This window comes from Bacillus pretiosus (assembly GCF_052947655.1).
In genome coordinates this window covers 2,348,812-2,370,325 of the sequence record NZ_CM129593.1, presented here as the reverse complement: position 1 = coordinate 2,370,325, position 21,514 = coordinate 2,348,812, and the positions used below count along the sequence as shown (strand labels likewise).

At 38.9% G+C, this 21,514-nt stretch carries 2 protein-coding genes; both read right to left on the bottom strand.

Going from position 1 to position 21,514, the window contains the following annotated elements; translation table 11 throughout:
• Positions 1-164 precede the first annotated feature (164 nt).
• Complete coding sequence (locus ACU8YW_RS12075) at positions 165-15,047, bottom strand: non-ribosomal peptide synthetase (RefSeq protein ID WP_426934577.1); 14,883 nt, start codon at positions 15,045-15,047, stop codon at positions 165-167.
• Positions 15,044-21,514 carry a non-ribosomal peptide synthetase gene (locus ACU8YW_RS12070; protein WP_088063390.1) on the bottom strand — a complete coding sequence of 2,157 codons (6,471 nt, stop codon included), beginning with the start codon at positions 21,512-21,514 and terminating at the stop codon, positions 15,044-15,046. The genes ACU8YW_RS12075 and ACU8YW_RS12070 overlap by 4 nt, the downstream gene beginning before the upstream one ends.

The following is a 21,514-nucleotide window of genomic DNA, read 5'->3' as shown; positions in this document are numbered from 1 at the left end:
CATCTTACTATGGGTAACTCATTAAGATTTCTATGTCTCTACCAATTTCTTTTTACATTATCCCCTTAAAAAGTAATGCTCTTAATATATTCATTATTCCCTACACTTGATATGCAGGTATTGGGCTGCCCTTTTCGTTCATAGCCTTGCATCTTTTGTACTCTCTAATTTTCCGTTAATAAAATGGATCTCTCTTTTATTCCTTCAAATTCCTTTAATAGATACATAGCTATTTTTTCAACTGCAGGGGAACCCACTATTTCTTCATGTAATCCAGGGACTGAATATCTATTTACTCTTCCTTTTAATAAAGGTCCCCAATCTGTAAACAACTCTTTTCCTTCCTCAGCACTAAAGTAGAGAAGTTCTCCAGAGTATGGTATTAAATCATGCTCTGCCATTATGTTCAGGCATTTCCTATGTGCATTGATAACTTGCTTCAAATTGATAAGATCTGCATCAGGCGGGAGTACTCCTTCCATAATTAATTGCTCCACAAGCATATCTTGTTTATGGACAAGGTCTCCTTCCTGCTCAGTAAGATCTCTAGGAATGAAATGCTCATATATATATGAGAGCATATCCTCACTCGTTTTATAGTCCTGCTTTGAAGGTACTTTTGTATCCATGAGTACCAACAACTCAACTTCCTCACCTTGATTCTTTAGTACAGTTGCGATTTCATAAGCAATTGCACCGCCTAAAGACCATCCTCCAAGACGATATGGGCCTTCTGGCTGAACATGTTTTATTTCTTCAATGTAAAGTTGAATTAGTTCCGGCAAGGTCAACTCGTCAATTTCTCCCTTTTCTATAAGAGGATTCTGTAAACCGTAAAATGAACAATGGTTCTTAAGTAATCTTGCTAGTTGAATGTAACAGAATACATTCCCCATAAACGGATGAACGCAGAAGAAAGGTCTTTTTTCTGATTCTTGTAGTGGAACTAGCGCTGCTACTGATTTCGTCATATCATGCTTATCACGAATAAGGCATGCGATTCCTTCCACTGTTGGATTCTTAATCAATGTAGACACCTTAATTTCTTTTCCAAACTTCTCCCTAATTTTTGAAACTAATTTAATTACAAGGAGAGAGTGTCCTCCTCTATTAAAGAAATCATCATTTACATAGACATCTTCTATCTGTAAGACATCCTGCCAGATTTTAATCAACTGATATTCAATTTCATCCCTTGGAATGATTGGTGTAGAGAAGTTATTTTCTCTTTGAATAGTTAAATTGTTCAATGCCTTTCGATCAACTTTGCCATTCGTTGTAAGAGGAATCTCGTCTACCTTAATAAAGTGTGCGGGAACCATATAATTCGGTACTTGTGTCTTGAGATATTCACGCCAATCATGCATACTACCATCTCCAACTACATAAGCAACCAATCTCTGCTCTCCTAATTTATCCTCTGTTACCAAAACTACTGCTTCTTTTACCAATGGATGCCTCTTTAGATTCGCTTCAATCTCTTCAAGTTCAATACGAAAGCCCCTAATTTTCACTTGATTATCAATTCTTCTCAAGTAATCTAAATTACCATCAGGTAAATAACGAACCAAATCTCCCGTACGATATAAACGCTCTTCTTCATTAAATGGATGACGGATGAATCGCTCTGCTGTTAATTCTGGGCGATTCAAGTATCCTCTCGCTATACCTGCACCACCAATATATAGCTCACCTGTTACACCAACTGGAACAGGTAACAAATTTTTATCCAATACATAAGTTTGAACGTTCGGCAACGGACGTCCAATTGTAACTCTCTTACTATCTGTTTGAATATGATAACACGTTGCATCAACTGTACATTCTGTAGGACCGTATACGTTATAAAAATCAATTTTTCCGGTCTCTACTAGCTGTTCCCATAATGACGGCATGATTGCTTCACCACCGACTAATATCTTACTTGGTACATGAACATCAGCACTTATTTCTAGCAATCCTCCATCTATAAGTAATTGAAGTAATGAAGGTGTCATATCAAACATTTCCAATTTATTCTCCCTAATATAGGACACAAATTGTTCCGGATTAGTGCGAACTTCACTTGGGATAATATATAAACTTGAACCATAAAGCAACATTTGTAATTGCTGAATAGATACATCAAAGGCAATTGACGCATTCAAACCGACGCGCATATTACTAGGTATCTCATGTGAGAAAACTTCTTTTTGTAAACCATATGATAGGTTTATTACAGAATGGTGCTGTACTAAAGCCCCCTTTGGATTCCCTGTCGAACCAGAAGTATAGATAACATACGCTAAGTTTTCCCCTGTTACCTCACATATTGGTGAAAGTTTGCTTTCTTGAGAAAGCATTGCTTGGTCCCTATCTAGGCAAACTGTCTTGATTTCTTTAGGTATCCATCCTAGTAATACCTCATTCGTAACTAACACTTTAATTCCTGTGTCTTCTAAAATATATTGCAGGCGGCTTTCCGGATTCGATGGATCCAACGGAACATAGGCTGCTCCAGCCTTCCAAATTCCCATGAGACCAACAACCATCTCAACTGATCGATCAAAGCAGAGGCCAACTAATGACTCTGTCCTAATTCCACATTTCTGTAAATGATGGGCTAATTGATTAGCTCTTTCATTCAGCTCTCGATACGTTAGTTGCTGTTTTTCATCTACCACTGCCAACGCGTCAGGTGTACGATTTACTTGCTCTTCGAATAGTTGATGAATTACATTCTCACGTGGATAGGATATAGCATTATTATTCCATTCTTCCAATAGCTTTCTTTGTTCAGCTTCCGTAATATATACTAGCTCCGATAGATTTTGATCAATGTTTTTGAGCATTTGCATTAACACTTGTTGTAAATGACCCAGCATTCGTTCAATGGTTACTCTATTAAACTTACTACGGTCATACATTAACTTTAACGATAACTGGATTCCTGGAACTACAGCCAACCCTAATGGGTAGTGGGTTTGTTCTACTCCTTCCAATTCACCAATTTCCAGATTTTCTGAAGCCTCTTCTTTCACTGGATAATTTTCAAACACATATAAACTATTGAACAGAGGTGTTCCTCTAGGAACTTCACTCCACCCCTGAATTTCTGTCAAAGAAGCATACTCATATTGTCTTCTTTCTATCTCTTCCTCTTGTATCTTCTGCAACCAATCCATTACTTTTATATCATCCATCAATTGAATTCGCGTCGGTGACGTTGTAATAAAAGGACCTACGATGTTTTCAACATCAATAATCTCCGTAGAACGCCCTGAGCTTGTTACACCAAAGACAATGTCATTTTCTCCACTATATCGGCTCATGAGATATGCCCATGCACCTTGAATTACTGTGCTCAAAGTAAGTTTATTGCGTTTCGCCCAACCTTGTAACGCTTGAGTCTGCTCTTCTGATAAATACGTAACCTTCTCTGTGTAACCTTTTTCTTCCTCTTTACTTTCTAAGCCCAGCAAAGTTGGTGCAGTAAAACCTTTTAGCTTCTCCCTCCAGAATTGTTCCGCCTGCTCCTTATCTTGCTCTCTTAACCATTGGATATATTTCTTATATGGTGAAGACTTAGGTAACTTCACAGCTTCTCCATTCATTCTCTTCTGATAAACTGTAAGTAATTCATTAAATACTAATGGTAAACTCCATCCATCCAGTAAAATATGGTGATGGGTCCAAACAATCCGATATTCTTCCTCACCTTCTTGAATGACTGTTACCCGCATCAATGGCGCTTCATCAAATTGGAAGGCTTGTTTTCGATCTAATGCCAAAAAGACTTTTCTTTTTCCCTCTATCTCTTCACTTGTCATTGTACGCCAGTCTTCTTTGTTCACTTTAAATGGGATATTTTCATACACCACTTGTACAGGTTCTTCAATTTCGTCCCATACAAATGCTGTACGAAAAATTTCATGTCGCTGAATTACAGATTTCCACGCCTGCTCAAAAGTAGGAATATTCATTTTTCCTCGAATCATAAAACTCAATTGCACTATATACGGTGCAACATGTTCATCCCCTTGGTCATGCAATGTGTGGAAAATCATACCTTCTTGCAAAGGTGATAGTGGATATAAATCAGTAATCTGATTGTTCTTTCCGCGATGCATTTTGTTTAGTACATTTATCAAACCTTCTTGGCTAAGATTAGTCATTGCAAAATCCGAAATGGTCAATGCAGATTCTCTATCTGAAGATTGAATCAATGTACTCAGTTGATAAAGCATATTCTGTGCAATACTTTGAATCGTTGATTTGGCAAATTGCCCAACATTGTATACCCAAGTGAACTGAAGTTTTCCATCCGTTACAACCCCAATTACATCAATTACATGCGAGCGCTTGGAACCGGCAGCATGATCTAAACGCTTAAATTTGTTCTCTGGAATAAACATTGCATCGCTAGAAAACATTTGATCAAATTGTCCAAGATAGTTAAAACTAATAGACGGTGTATATTGCGAGCTTAATTGCTCACACATTGTTGCGTTCATGTAACGCAACACCCCATAATCAACACCCTTATTAGGAATTTTGCGAATTTGTTCTTTAACTGCTTTTAATGCTGCAATTGGCGTATGAGCACTAGTAATATTTAAATGAACTGGGTAAATGCTTGTAAACCATCCCACGGTTCTCGATAAATCAACATCTTCAATAATCTCTTCTCGACCATGTCCCTCTAAATCTACGCTCAATATCGGCTGCCCCGTACATGCTGCCGTAGCTTGTACCAATGCTGCTAATAATACTTCATTGATTTGGACACGGTGAGTGCTTAAAGTCTCTTGCAATAACATACGGGTTTCATTCTCATTTAACACCACAGTAATTTCCTCAGTTACTGCGCTTACTGGATTACTTATAGTACCATCTACCGGCAGTATAACTACGTCTTGTTCCGCCTGCTCCTCCCAGTAATGCAGCACTTCTTGTGATATTCCAGATTCAGCGTAATGATGTAATCTCTCCGACCACTCTTTAAAGGATGTACTTTTCATAGGTAATTGAATTTTCTGCCCTTGGACTGCTTGTGTATACGCTGTTTGCAAATCTTCCAATAAAATTCGCCAAGAAACACCATCAACGGCTAAATGATGAATTGTCCAAAATAATCGGCCAGCGTGCTCACCTTCATCAAAATACACCATTCTCATTAACGGACCATCATGTAAATTCAAACTTTCTTGTGCAATATTAATCTCTTTTTGAATAACCTGATGCCAATCAGCTTCCGGCACTTCGTCTAATGAAATGACAGTAAGCATCAATTGCTCTTCTATTCCTTCATTCCACTGTTTCCAAACCCCATTAGGTAAACGTTCATATCTTAAACGCAGGGCATCATGATGAAGTAGAAGGTTACCCGCTGCCTTTTCAAGTGATCCTATGTCCAATTTCTCTTTCGTTCTAAAGAACATGGATTGATTCCAATGATGTGGGTTAGGATGATTTTGTGCAAAAAACCTTTGCTGAATAGGTGTAAGTATCGTCTCTCCAGTTATAATTCCCTGTTCAGCTTGTACACCTTGTTCTTCTTTGACTACTTGCGCCAACTCAGCAATCGTTTGGTGTTCAAATATTTGTTTTGGTGTCAATTGTAAACCAACTTGCTTCGCACGAGAGACAATCTGAATGCTAAGAATTGAATCTCCACCAATTTCAAAGAAGTTATCATTCATACCAATACGTTTTGAACCCAGCACACGTTCCCAAATGATAGAAAGCTTACGTTCATGTTCATTTCTTGGGGCCACGTATCCTTCTTGTGTTCCTTGATAATCTGATATAGGTAACGATTTCCGATCAATCTTTCCATTTATGGTTAGCGGTAATTCTTTCATTTCGACAAAGTAGGAAGGTATCATATGGATTGGCAGTTTTGTTTTAAGATACTCTCGCCATTCTTCTAAACTGCCTTCGCCCACTACATAAGCTACCAGCCTCTTATCTCCCGACTGATTTTCCCTAACTATTACAACTGCCTCTTTTACCAAGTAATGCTCCTGTAAGGTGGACTCAATCTCTCCAAGTTCAATTCGAAATCCTCTAATCTTCACTTGGTTATCTATTCTTCCTAAATAGTCTATATTACCGTCAGGAAGATATCTCACGAGGTCTCCTGTTCTATATAACCTCTCGCCTTCTTTGAATGGATTTGAAATAAATCGCTCGGACGTTAATTCTGGACGATTCAAGTATCCCCTTGCTAGACCTGCTCCTCCGATATAAAGTTCCCCCATCACACCAACTGGAACTGGCAACCTATTTCTATCTAATACATAAGTTTGGACGTTAGGCAATGGACGCCCAATTGTTACTCTCTTGCTATCTTTTTTGATATGATAGCATGTTGCATCAACCGTACATTCTGTAGGACCATATACATTATAAAACTGTATTTTATCAGTCTCTACTAGCTGTTCCCATAATGACGGCATAATCGCTTCACCACCAACCAGTACCTTACTTGGAACATGAACGCCATCGCACGTTTCTAACAATCCGACATCTATAAGTAATTGAAGCAATGAAGGTGTTATATCAAAGATTTCTAACTTGTTCTCCCTAATATAAGCTACAAACTGCTCCGGATCACTTCGTACTTCATTCGGAATAATATACAAACTTGAACCATAAAGCAGCATTTGTAATTGCTGAATAGATGCATCAAAGGCAATTGACGCATTTAAACCGACATGCATGTTAGATGGTATCTCATGTTCGAAAACCTCTTTTTGTAAACCATGCGACAAGTTTAGTACAGAATGATGCTGTATCAAGACACCCTTTGGATTCCCCGTTGATCCTGAAGTATAGATAACATACGCTAAGTTTTCTCCTGTTACTTCACATTTTGGTGAAAGAATGCTTTCTTGTGAAATCATTGCTTGATCCCGATCTAGACAAACTATCTTGATTTCTTTAGGTATCCAGTCTTCCGATGACTCGTTCGTAACTAATACTTGAATTCCAGTGTCCTCCAAAATATATCGTAGGCGACTTTCTGGATATGATGGGTCTAATGGAACATAGGCTGCTCCAGCCTTCCAAGCTCCCATAATACTAACAATCATCTCAACTGAACGCTCAAAGCAAAGTCCAACCAATGATTCATTCCCAATTCCGCATTGCTGAAGATAGTGGGCCAATTGATTAGCTTTTTCATTCAGCTCTCGATACGTTAACTGCTGTTTTTCATCTACCACTGCTACCGCATCAGGTGTACGATTTACTTGCTCTTCAAACAGCTGATGAATCGTACTTTCCTGTAGATATGCTACAGCATCATTATTCCACTCTTCCAACTGTTTTTGCTGTAATCCTGATAATATAGGCAATTTAGCTAATGATTTATCCGGATTTTTCACGATTACATTCAACCAGTTTCCAAAATGTTCGGCCATAGATTCAATAGTTAAACTGTCAAATAAATCAGTCCTATAAACAAAAGTAAGTAATAAACCCTCTCCCACTTCTGCAGCAGTTAAACTTAAATCAAACTTAGCGATTGGAGCGTTACTTTCCATTACTTCTATATTTCTTCCATGTAGTTCTGGTAGCTCTTGTCCCATATTTTGCAAAGTAAACATAGTTTGGAAAATTGGAGAATAGCTTGTATTTCGTTCAGGTTGGATAACCTCTACAATTTTCTCAAACGGAACATCTTGATACTCATACGCCTTCAATGCTTTTATTCGCACTTGGGACAACAACTCTTGAAATGCCGGTGCATTACTTAAATCAGCTCGATAAACCAAGGTGTTGACAAAGAAACCAATCAGCCCCTCAATTTCTCGATAATTTCGATTTGCAATTGGGCTGCCAACAATAATATCCGTTTGTCCCGTATAACGAGCAAGGAAACTTTGATACGATGCCAATAAGGTCATGAAAAGTGTGGCCCCTTCTTGACGACTTAGTTCGTTTAATTTATCCAGTAATGAGCGTGACAACAAAACACTATGAGTTAATCCATGGTGGGTTTGCACTGGCGGACGCGGACGATCCATTGGCAACATTAAGACTGGTAACTCACCAGATAATTCTTCCTTCCAATATGCAAGCTGTTGATTTAGTACTTCATCTTTCAACCCTTCTCTTTGCCACTGAGCAAAATCAGCATATTGAACTGGTAGTGGTTCCAGCTCTGCTTGTTTCTCACCAATCGCATTCTCATAAAATACCATCCATTCTTGAAGCAAGATTTCCATCGACCATCCATCCGAGATAATATGATGCATATTACACAGAAGAACCCATTCTTCTTCTGAAATTCTTATGAGTTTCCCACGGAATAACGGCCCTTGTTCTAAATCAAATGGAGATTCTACTTCAGTTTGAATCCATTGCTCCAACCTTCTTTCTCGCTCCTCTAATGAAAGCTTAGTTAAGTCCATTTGCAGAAGCGGACGGAAAATATACGGTTGAATCTGCTGCACAGGATGGCCATCCTCTTCATAAAATACAGTCCGCAAAGATTCATGACGCTCTATCAACTGATTCCATCCCAACTCCAATGCCTCAGGTAACCAACTCCCTGTAAGGCGGCATGCCATTGGCATATTATAAAGTGCACTATTAGGCGCAAATTGATCAATAAACCATAAGCGCTGTTGGGCATAAGATAGTGGAATATTATTTCCTCGTTCCATCGGCACCAGTGGTGGAATTTCTCGTTTTTCGCTCCCCTTACGTAACTGATCGATTCGTTTCGATAATGCCTCGACCGTTGAATATTCGAACAGTTCACGTACTGGCAATTTGATTTGAAAGACTTCCTGTAAGCGTGAGACCACTTGTGTAGCAAGTAGAGAGTGACCACCAAGCTCAAAGAAAGAATCCTGAACACCAATGTCTCCTATTCCTAGCACCTGACTCCACACTGAAGCGATAAGTTCTTCCAGCGGAGTTCGTGGATAGACAGTATTTTTGGCAGATTGTTCACTAAGTATAGGCAATGCCTTCAAATCAAGTTTCCCATTCGGTGTAAGTGGTAAAAATTCCATTTCAATAAAGTTAGTTGGAACCATGTAATTAGGTAAATGTGTTTGTAGATATTCTCGCCATTCACGGACACTACCTTCACCAACTACATAAGCTACTAATCTCTTATCACCTTGATAATCCTCTCGTACCAATACAACTGCTTCTTTCACAGAAGAATGCGCCTGCAAAACAGCTTCTATTTCTCCCAATTCAATTCGGAAACCACGAATTTTCACTTGGTCATCTATACGTCCATGGAACTGGAGATTACCATCAGAAAGATAACTTGCTTTGTCTCCTGTGTAATAGAGACGTTCTCCTGACTTGAAAGGATGTGGAATAAATTTTTCCTTTGTAAGATCCGGACGATTAGCATATCCACGTGCAAGACTCTTCCCTCCAATATAGAGATCTCCAATTACACCAATTGGTACTAGCTGAAGATGAGAATCTAATACATAAACTTCTGTATTCGCAATCGGTCGACCAATCGATGGCGTACCTGTTGTCACTCCTACAGGTACATAACAATCTGTGGTAACGACTGTATTTTCCGATGGACCATACTGATTAATTACCGCAAAAGGAATATCGTTAGATGGATACTGCGTTAATTGATCCCCACCAGTAATGATAAAACGAAGATCCGTTTTATCTGGCCAAGATAATTTCAAGAGTCTTTCCAGAATAGGCGTAGGTGCAAAGCTAGCTGTTATTCGTGAATCAATGAGCCAGTCCCTTAGTGCTTCTGGATTAATTCTCAGTTCCTCTGTTGACAAGTAGAGTGCTGCACCAGCAGTTAGATACGGCCAAATCTCCTGAACAGCCGAATCAAAAGCAACACCTGCAATCTGAGTCGCACGATCCTCTGCTGAAATACGATAAACTTCTTGATGCCAAGAAACCATATTTATTAATGAGCGATGTTCAACCATGACACCCTTCGGTTTTCCTGTAGAACCAGAGGTATAGACAATATAGGCTAAGTTCTCTGGATTTATTTGACGTGTAGGTGCGATTACGCTTTCCACCGTTAATTCTTCTAACCTCACCATTTCGACGTGTGCAAAATGTCCTTCTTGTCCATCCGCCGTCACTACAAATTGAATTCCTGCATCTTCAATCATGTATTCTAACCTTGATTTTGGATACAACGGATCTAAAACAACATAAGCTCCACCAGCTTTTAAAATGCCTAGTAAACTTGCCATTAGCTCAGCTGACCTCGGAAGATAAACTCCCACCACTGACTCTGGGGCTACTCCCTTTCGCTGTAAAACATTTGCCAACTGATTTGCTTGTGTATCCAGCTCACCATAAGTCCACTGTTTTGTTTGATCGACTACCGCAATCGCATCAGGACGCCTCGCTACTTGCTCCTCAAATCTGTCGCAAATAAGACCCTGATGAGACATTTCCATTACAGTGTCATTCCATGTTTCTAATAACAATGTACGTTCGTGTTCCGATAGCATGCTCAGGCCATGCAACGGATTTTGTGGGCGATGAGAAACTTCATGTAGCCATTTCTCAAAGTGTCCTGCCATCCGTTCAATAGTAGTAGCATTGAATAAATCCTTATTATACTCAAAAGTAAAAAGTAATCCCTCTTCTGTCTCAACTGCCATCACACTTAAATCAAACTTTGCAATTGGACTATGGCTTTCTATCATTTCAATACTTCTACTAGATAACACCGGAAACTCTTGTTTCATATTTTGCAAGATGAACATAGTCTGGAAGATTGGCGAATGACTTGTACTTCGCTCCGGTTGCACAACTTCTACAATTTTTTCAAATGGGATATCTTGATATTCATACGCCTTCAATGCCTTTTGACGAACCTGATACAGTACATCTTGAAATGTCGGTCCACCACTCAAATTAGCTCGATAAACTAGCGTGTTAACAAAGAAACCAATTAGTCCTTCAATTTCTCTATAATTCCGATTCGCAATTGGGCTTCCGACCAAAATATCTTCTTGTCCCGTATAACGAGATAGAAAACTTTGATATGCAGCCAACAGCGTCATGAAGAGTGTAGCCCCTTCTTTTCGGCTAAGTTCATTCAATTTATCATGTAGCGTGCTTGGCAGAACCAGAGTGTATGTCGACCCGTGATGAGTTTGTATTGCAGGACGCGGGCGATCCATAGGAAGTTGGAGTACAGGAAGCTCCCCAGACAATTCTTCCCTCCAATATTGGAGTTGTTGATCAAGCACTTCCTCCTTTAGCCATCCTTTTTGCCACTGAGCGAAGTCGGCGTATTGAACCGGTAATGGTTCAAGTTCCGCTACCTTTCCATCCGTTGCTTCCTCATAAAATGCCATCCATTCTTCAAGTAGGATTCCCATTGACCATCCATCTGAAATGATATGATGTAAAGTACAAAGGAGTATCCATTCTTCCTCTCCCACGTGCAAAATACTTGTCCTGATTAACGGCCCCTCTGTTAAATCAAATGGCACTTCTGTTTCTTGTTGAATGAAACGTTTAACCTCTTCTTCTCGGTCTTCAGAAGAAAGCATAGTTAAATCCGTTTTCGGAATTGATTGAAAAGCATACGGTTTAATTTGCTGTACGGGTTGACCGTTCACTTCGTGAAAGACCGTCCGCAGTGATTCATGACGTTCTATTAGTTGATTCCATCCCATTTCCAATGCTTCAAGTAGCCAATTCCCTGTAAGGCGACATACCATTGGCATATTGTAAAGGGCACTATTAGGTGTAAATTGATCAATAAACCATAAGCGTTGTTGAGCATAAGATAGTGGAATAGTTTCTCCTCGTTCCATCGGTATTAGTGGCGGAATCTCTCGTTTTCTATCTCCTTTACGTAACTGATCTACTCGCTTTGCCAGTGACTCCACCGTCGTACATTCAAATAGTTCACGTACTGGTAATTCGATTTGAAAGATTTCCTGTAAACGTGAAACTACTTGAGTAGCTAATAGTGAGTGACCACCGATTTCAAAAAAGGAATCCTGTACACTAATATTTTTTATTCCTAACACTTGGCTCCATACGGAAACGATGAGCTCCTCCACTGGTGTTCGTGATGAAGTAATATCTTCACTTATGAACTGTTCTTCCAATTCCAATAAGGCTTTCCGATTCACTTTACCATTTGGAGTGAGTGGCATCCCTTCAATTTTGAAGAAGTATGCTGGAACCATATAATGTGGCAATTGCTTCTTGAGATATTTACGCCACTCTCCAGTATCTCCTTCACCCACTACATACGCTACTAACTGCTTATCTCCTGGTCGATCTTCCCTCACCAACACAACAGCCTCTTTTACAGATGGGTGATCATGTAAAGCTGCTTCAATTTCCCCCAATTCAATTCGGAATCCTCTAATTTTGACTTGATTATCTATTCTTCCAATATATTCTAAGTTACGATCATTCATATATCTCACCAGGTCACCCGTTCGATATAATCGTTCCCCATTCTTAAAGGGGTGCGAAATAAAACGTTCAGTAGTTAAATCTGGTCGATTGAAGTAGCCACGTGCCAATCCTACTCCCCCAAGGTAAAGTTCCCCTGCCACACCAATCGGGACCACTTGTTGATATTGATCTAACACATACAACTCTGTATTATCAATCGGACGACCAATCGGAATAAGCATTGGTTCTTTTTCTAAATCACAATCATAATAAGTCACATCCACAGTCGCTTCAGTAGGACCATACAAGTTAATTAACTTTGTTTGTTGAACATTGTAAAAGATCCCCTTAAATCGTCGAACCTGCTCAGTGTTTAACGCTTCTCCACTAGTAAAAACTTGAATTAAAGACGATAGATCCCTTTTCGAATTATATAGTTTCATATAATCTAAGAAAGTAGATAACATCGACGGAACAAAGTGCATGGTGGACACACGATATCGTTCAATGTATTCCTCAATCACCGCAGGATCTTTCTCTCCTCCTGGTGGAAGCAAACAAACCTGCGCCCCTACAAATGACCACCAAAACAATTCCCAGACAGAAACATCAAACGAAAACGGTGTCTTTTGTAGGATTGTATCCTCCTCGGATAATGGATATTTTTTCTGCATCCACTGTAAGCGGTTTATAACGGAATGATGTTCAATCATTACTCCCTTTGGATTTCCCGTCGAACCCGAAGTGTATATGATATAAGCTAAGTTATTTGCTGTCACTCCACTCACTGGAGCTAAATTACTCTCTTTAGAAATCATTACTCGATCCCGGTCTAAACAAATTGCTTGAATACCTTTAGGTAACCAGTCCTGTAGTGCCTCTTTTGTTAACAGCACTTGAATTTGTGAATTCTCCAAAATGTATCTCAGGCGGTTTTCGGGGTAACTTGGGTCCAGTGGGACATAAGCCCCACCTGCTTTCAAAATCCCAAAGAGACCAATAATCATATCAGGAGAACGTTCAATACATATACCGACTAATGATTCAGGTCCGATACCTCGTTTTTGTAGAAAATGTGCCAATTGGTTCGATTTTTCATCGAGTTCTTGATACGTTAGCTTTCCACCCTCATAAACTACCGCCACTGCATCAGGTGTCCGTGAAACTTGCTGCTCAAATAGCTCATGAATCATACAATCATGACCATAAACTACGTCCGTATCATTCCATTCTTCTAGGAGTTGTTTTTGCTCAGTGTCCGATAACATTGACAGCTTTGTATATGATTCATCTGGATGATACGTGATTTCATTTAGCCAGTTCTCAAAATGGCCTGCCATACGTGCAATGGTACTACTATCAAATAAATCCGTATTGTATTCAAATGAGACAAATAGACCTTCTTCCACTTCATAGGCAGTTAAGCTCAAATCAAATTTAGCAATAGACATATTACTTTCTACCATTTCAATACTTTTACCAGACAAATCTAGTCGTTCTTGTTTTATATTCTGTAGCGTAAACATGGTCTGAAAGATAGGCGAATGACTCATGCTTCGTTCAGGTTGCACAGCTTCTACCACTTTTTCAAATGGTATATCTTGATATTCGTAAGCTTTTAACGCCTTTTTCTTTGTTTGGCTCAAAATCTCCCGAAAAGTAGGGGTGCCACTCAAATCTGATCGGTAAACCAACGTATTAACAAAGAAACCAATTAATCCTTCTACTCCCTTGTGGTTCCGATTTGCAATCGGACTACCAACTAGAATATCTTTTTGTCCCGTATAACGAGCAAGAAAGCTCTGGTATGCAGCCATTAAAGTCATAAATAAAGTAGATCCTTCTTGTCGGCTTATATCCTTCAATTGACTAAGCAATTTATAAGGGAAAATTACGTGATGCGTAGCCCCAGAGTAAGTCTGCTTAACCGGTCGAGGTCGATCCACTGGCAGTTGTAAGATAGGAAGCTCACCAGACAATTCTTCCTGCCAATACGTAAGCTGACGATTTAGCACATCACCTTGCAACCACTCCTTTTGCCACTTCGCAAAGTCTGCATATTGAATGGATAATGAGCTTAATTTAGCAGGATTTCCGCCCGTTTCTTCTTCATAGAAAGCAAGTAATTCATTCATGAATATACCAATGGACCAAGCATCAGAAATAATATGATGCATCGTACACAGTAATAACCATTCATCCTTCTCTAATTGAACAAGCTGATTACGAATTAAAGGACCATTCATTAAATCAAATGGTTCTTGCGCTTCTCTCGCAATTAAACTATCTACCTCTTTTTCTTTTACTTCTAGAGGAAGTTGAGAGTAATCTCTTACAGGTAATGCTCTAGGAAGGAATTCGACAATTTGTTGCACAGGTTGTTCTCCTACTTCTTTAAAAACAGTTCGTAATGATTCATGGCGTTCAATGAGTCGATTGAATCCCTTTTCTAATGCTTCAGGTATCCAATTTCCTTTTAGATGCCATACCGTTGGAATATTATATAAAGAACTGTTTGGATTAAATCTGTCCATAAACCACAAACGTTGTTGCGCATAAGACAACGGGAATGCTTCTTTATTCTCCTTTTTTTGCATTTGCTTCTGAAGCCATGCTCTCTTCTCAGGAGAAAGTGAACTCAGCTTTGCAAGTAAATCACTTCTCATTTTTTTACCCCTTCCTCAATCAAATTACTCTCGAATATCCCTTGTGCTTCTTCCTCTGATAACTCTTCTAATTGCTTAAGCAGTTCCAGTAATTCTTCATCATTACTCACTTCTGCTTCTTTTTGAATATAGTCTTGAAGACTTACATTCTCCTTACTATCATTCTGCATTTCTTGATTTTTGTTATCGAGCAATTGATCAATCTGTTCTGCCAATTGCTGCACCGTATGAAACATAAATAAATCATGCAATGGTATCTCGATTCCAAAAGCCTCTTTAAGATTAGAAACGGCTTGCGTAGCAAGTAATGAATGTCCACCAATTTCAAAAAACGAATCCTGAATTCCGATGTTTTCCATACCTAAAACTTCATGCCATATCGAAACAATTGTTTTTTCCGTAGACGTACGAGGAGCAATATAACCACTTGCTATCTCCTGTTTCTCTGGTGTTGGTAAAACCTTCCTATCAATTTTCCCATTAGGAGTGAGTGGAAATGCATTTAATCCAACAAAATAGGATGGAATCATATAATTTGGTAGTTGGTCCTTGAGATAATCACGCCACTTTTGAGCATCCCCGTCTCCTACAACATAGGCAATCAAATGTGGATCGCCAGGATAATCTTCCCGCACCATCACAATAGCTTCGTTAACTAATGTATGCTTTTGTAATACCGCTTCAATTTCTCCTAGTTCAATCCGGAACCCACGAATTTTCACCTGATGATCAATTCGTCCAACATACTCCAAATTTCCATCTGGCAAATACCTTACTAGATCTCCAGTCCGGTATACTCGCTCGTTTTCTTTAAACGGATGCGGTATAAATCGATTTTTCGTTAAGTCAGGGCGTTTTAAATATCCACGTGCTAACCCTGATCCACCAATGTACAGCTCACCAACTACACCAATTGGAACCATTTTTTGTTCAGCACTCAGTACATATACTTCTGTATTGAAGATTGGTTTACCAATTGGTGGTACCCTATGCATGACACCCTTTTCTAATTCCATATACGTGGAATACGTAGTATCTTCAGACGGTCCATATAAGTTGTATACCTTCTCAATCGTACTTCTCTCGTATAAATCTTGAACAAGCGGATATGGTAACGGTTCTCCAGCCAAATTCATTACCTTTACTGAAGAAGGAATTGTCTTTGCTCGAACCAGTTCCTTTGCTGCCGATGGCACAGTATTAACCAAAGTCACACCTTTGGTAGACAACTTGTCTAGATGTAGAGCATTTTCAGCGACAATCACCTTCCCCCCCATCGTTAAGGGAACAAATACTTCAAAAACGGATAAATCAAAAGATAGTGAAGTTGAAGCTAATACTCCCGCTAATGCCTTTCGGGAATACGTGTGATGCGCCCAATGAATCATTGTTACTGTATTCCTGTGCTCAATCATTACTCCCTTTGGATTTCCAGTGGAACCTGAAGTATAGATAATATAGGCTAAGTTATCGCCCGTCACTTCACTCGTGCATACCGTAGTAACTTCTTGTTCTATTTCTGATCGATTACGATCAATACAAATGACGTTGACGAATGTAGGTATAACCATTTTTTGTTGTAACTTTTCCTGTGTCACCAGTACCTTTATTTGAGCATCTTCTAAAATGTACTGCAGTCGACTTTCCGGATATGCTGGATCAATTGGGACATATGCTCCTCCTGCCTTCATAATTCCTAAGAGACCGACAATCATCTCGGATGAACGTGTAACACAAATCCCAACTAATGATTCGCATGTAACACCATTTTTTTGTAAATAATGTGCCAACTGATTCGAGCGTTCGTCCAACTCTCGATATGTTAGTTCTTCATCTTCGCACACTACTGCAATTGCTTCTGGTGTTTTTTCCACTTGTTCTTCAAACATTGTATGAATCATGCTATCTTCTATATCAATAACAGCTAATTCATTCCATTCCTCTAGTAGTTGCTTATATTCTATTTTCGATAACATATTCAATTCTGATAATAAACATTTTGGATAAGAGGCAATTTGATTTAGCCAATGTTCAAAATGACTTACCATACGTTCAATGGTTGTATCATTAAACAAATCAGTATTATATTCAAAGGTTAGTGATAATCCTTCTTCCGTCTCAGAAGCAAATAAACTCAAATCAAATTTTGCAACAGAAACATGGCTTTCCATGAGTTCCATTTGTCTTTCAGATAGCTGAAGAAACTCTTGTTTCGTATTCTGTAAAGTAAACATGGTTTGGAATATTGGTGAATGACTTGTATTCCGTTCCGGCTTTACGGATTCTACCACTTTCTCAAATGGAATATCCTGATACTCGTATGCTTTTAGTGCTTTTTTTCTTACCTGCGACAAAAGTTCTTGGAACGTCGGGTTTTCACTGAAATCAGCTCGATAAACTAACGTATTTGCAAAGAGACCTATTAATCCCTCAATCTCTTTCACATTTCGATTAGCAATCGGGCTTCCAACTATGATGTCGTCCTGTCCTGTATAACGAGAAAGGAAGCTTTGATACGCTGCCATCAATGTCATAAATAAAGTGCATCCTTCTTGCAGACTTAAATCTTTGAGCTTTTCCTGTAGGGAATTCACCACTATTAAAGACTGACTTGCACCACGATGGGTTTGAACTGCAGGTCGAGGACGATCCATCGGTAATTGTAAAACCGGTAGTTCCCCAGACAATTCTTCCTTCCAATATTGAAGGTGCTGATTCAAATTCTCTTCTTTTTGCCATTCCTTCTGCCACATGACAAAATCTGCATATTGGATAGATAACTCCTTCAATTCCACCGGTTTGCCGCTTAATGCTCCTTCATAAAAAGCCATCCATTCTTCAAGTAAGATTCCCATTGACCATCCATCTGAAATAATATGATGCATCGTACAAATGAGAATCCACTCTTCACTGTCCACTTTCAATATGCGTGTTCGAATTAGAGGACCTTGTCCAAAATAAAATGGTTCCTCAGCTTCGTTTTGAATGAGCCGTTTCATTTCTCTTTCCCTATCTTCCAAAGAGAGATCTGTTAGATTCGTTTGAGGGATATGCCCGAATACATGAGATTGAACCTGTTGAAAAGGTTCACCCTCTTGTTCTAGAATTATCGTTCGTAATGATTCATGACGCTCCAACAATTGATTCCATCCGGCCTCCAATGCTTCAATTGACCATTTACCTGTTAAGCGACACGCTGCATGAATATTGTACATAGCACTATTTGGCATTAATTGATCAATAAACCATAGACGTTTCTGCGCATAGGAAAGTGGAATAGCTTCTTCCCGTTTCATAGGTACAAGAGGGGCAATCTCTCGTTTTTTATCTTCTTTTCGTAACTGATCTACTCGTTTCGCCAACGCTGCCACTGTATCGTGCTTGAAAAGTTCACGTAAGGGAATTTTGATTTGGAACAATTCTTGCAATCGAGAGACAATTTGAGTAGCAAGTAGTGAGTGTCCACCACGTTCAAAAAAGGAATCCTGAATACCAATATTCCCCACCCCTAACACTTGACCCCAAACCGAGGCAATAAGCTCTTCCGATGGCGTCCGAGGTAGAACATTTAAATCTCCAATAGCTTGATCATCAGGTGCTGGCAAGGCCTTTCGATCAATTTTCCCATTCGGAGTAAGCGGGAAGTGTTCTAGCTCTACAAAGTGTGCTGGAATCATATGATTTGGTAATTGGTTTTGTAAATACTCTCTCCACTCCTCGGTATTTCCATCGCTTATTACATATGCAACCAATCGTTGATCACCTGGACGATCTTCTCTAACTAATACAACAGCCTCTTTAATAAACGAACATTTTTCTAAAGTCGCTTCAATTTCTCCTAATTCAATCCTAAAACCACGCATTTTGACTTGATGGTCCATTCGACCTATAAATTCTATATTTCCATCAGTTAAATATCTTACTGAATCTCCTGTTCGATATAGTCGTTCCCCCAATCGAAATGGATGTGAAACGAATTTTTCAGCAGTAAGATTCGGACGATTTAAGTATCCACGCGCTAAACCAGCACCACCAATATATAACTCACCCTCAATTCCTATTGATTGCAGGCGTTGATTTTGGTCTAATACATATAATTGCGTGTTCTGTATTGGCCGCCCAATAGAAACAAATTCTTGATTAGGCTGAATATCAAATGCATTCACATAAATAGTGGCTTCAGTTGGTCCATAAAAGTTGGTTAATTTCACTTGTCCACTATAATTCCATTTTTGCTGAAATCGTCTAACTAACCCTGAACTTAGTTCTTCCCCACCAGAAAATACATGGCGTATGGACGAACAATTCATGTTCAATTCGATACGATTGAAGTGATCTAAGAAAACTGATAACATCGAAGGTACAAATTGAACTATAGTAACCTGATGTTTTTTAATCACTTCAGCTATAATAGAAGGATCTTTTTCTCCACCTGGAGGTAGGAAAGATACACTTGCACCAACGTGAATACCCCAAAACAACTCCCAAACAGAGACATCAAATGAGAATGGCGTTTTCTGCAAGACCACATCCTTTTCAGAAAGTGGATATTTATGTTGCATCCATTCTAGATAATTGATTACTGAATGGTGCTCAATCATTACTCCCTTTGGATTCCCTGTAGATCCTGAAGTATACATAACATACGCTAAACTTTCTCCTGTTACACCACTTATACATGGGGTTGATTTTTCTTTTTCAATTGCAGTGTAATCTTTATTCATACAAATCGTTTCAATATTTTCAGATATAAACGAATTTTTAGAATCATCTTCCATCACTAGTACTTCGATCCCAGCATCCTCTAATATATATCGAAGCCGACTCTCTGGATAAGTAGGGTCAAGTGGAACATACGCTGCTCCTGATTTTAGAATCCCTAATAACGCTATCATCATTTGTAATGAACGTTCCATATATACCCCAACTAGAGACTCTGGGCCTACACCATGCTTTTGTAAATAATGAGCTAGTTGATTCGCACGCTTCTCTAACTCTTTATAGGTAATTTGTTCATTTTCGTAAATAGCCGCGATTGCTTCCGGTGTTTTTTTTACTTGCGCCTCAAATATCGTATGAATCATGCCTTCAGCCGAATAATTTACTTGAGTATGATTCCATTCCTCTAGTAACAGTATCTGTTCTTCCGCTGTTAAATGAATAATTTCAAAGAGTTTTGAATCTAGGTTCTTCGTCATCTGAATTAGTATTTGCAATAAGTGATTCTGAATCCGATTTATTGTTCCTTCATTAAAATAGCTTCGATCATACATTAACTTTAAAGTAATTTTCTTACCGGGCATTACAATGAGTGTTAAAGGATAATTGGTTTGTTCCGCGCTTTTAATATCTAATAATCTTAAATCTTCATTTCTCTCACCTTGAATTGGATAATTTTCAAACACATACAAGGTATGAAACAAGGAACTATTTCGTGGAACCTCACTCCATCCTTGAATATCTATCAACGAATTATACTCATATTGTCTTCGTTCCATTTCTTTCATTTGTATTTTACGAAGCCAATCTACTACTGATGTATTATCCGTTAATCGAATTCTAGTAGGTAAGGTGTTAATAAATAACCCCACCATATTCTCTGCTCCCATTAAATCAGTAGGACGTCCAGAGCTAGTTACGCCAAATACGATGTCACTTTCACCGCTATACCTACTCATCAAATAAGCCCATGCACCTTGTACTAACGTATTCAACGTTAATCGACTATTTCGTACCCACTCTTGTAAATTCTCAGTAAGTTCCTCAGATACTTGATAAACACACTCTCCATAGCCCTTCTCTTGTCCTTGGTTCTTTCTTTCCATTGCTAATGGCGTAGGTGCATAGAACCCTTTTAATTCTTCTTTCCAAAATTCCTCTGCTTGACTTTGATCTTGTTTATTTATCCACTGGATATATTTTTTATAAGGAAGAGATTTAGGAAGATTCAATAATTCTCCCCTTATCATCTTGAGATAAACTTCCATCACTTCACTAAAGACCAATGACACACTCCATCCATCTAGCAAAATATGATGATGTGTCCAAATAATCCTCGTTTCCTCATTTGCCTCTTTAATCGCAGTGACTCTCATCAATGGTGCTTCATCTAATAAAAATCCTTTTCTACGATCTGCATTTAAAAACTGTTGTAATTTCTTCGCCCTTTCCTTGTGTGAATGGGCGCTCCAATCCTCTTGATGAATAGTAAAAGGAAGACGTTGGTAAACCGCTTGTAGTGGTTTTTCTACTTCCTCCCACACAAATACTGAACGTAAAACCTCATGTCGATGAATAACATATTCCCAGGCCTTTTCAAAAGTAGCAATATCCAATTGCCCCCCGAGCAAGAAACCTACTTGTACAATATAGGAAAATGAATGTTCATCATCTTGATCGTATAAAGTATGAAACAGTATTCCTTTTTGCAAAGGTGATAAACCATATATATCAATAACGTCTCCCAT

Coding starts and splice junctions, on each gene's coding strand:
- ACU8YW_RS12070 (WP_088063390.1), bottom strand. CDS start 21,514: ATGGGAGACGTTATTGATATATATGGTTTATCACCTTTGCAAAAAGGA.
- ACU8YW_RS12075 (WP_426934577.1), bottom strand. CDS start 15,047: ATGAGAAGTGATTTACTTGCAAAGCTGAGTTCACTTTCTCCTGAGAAG.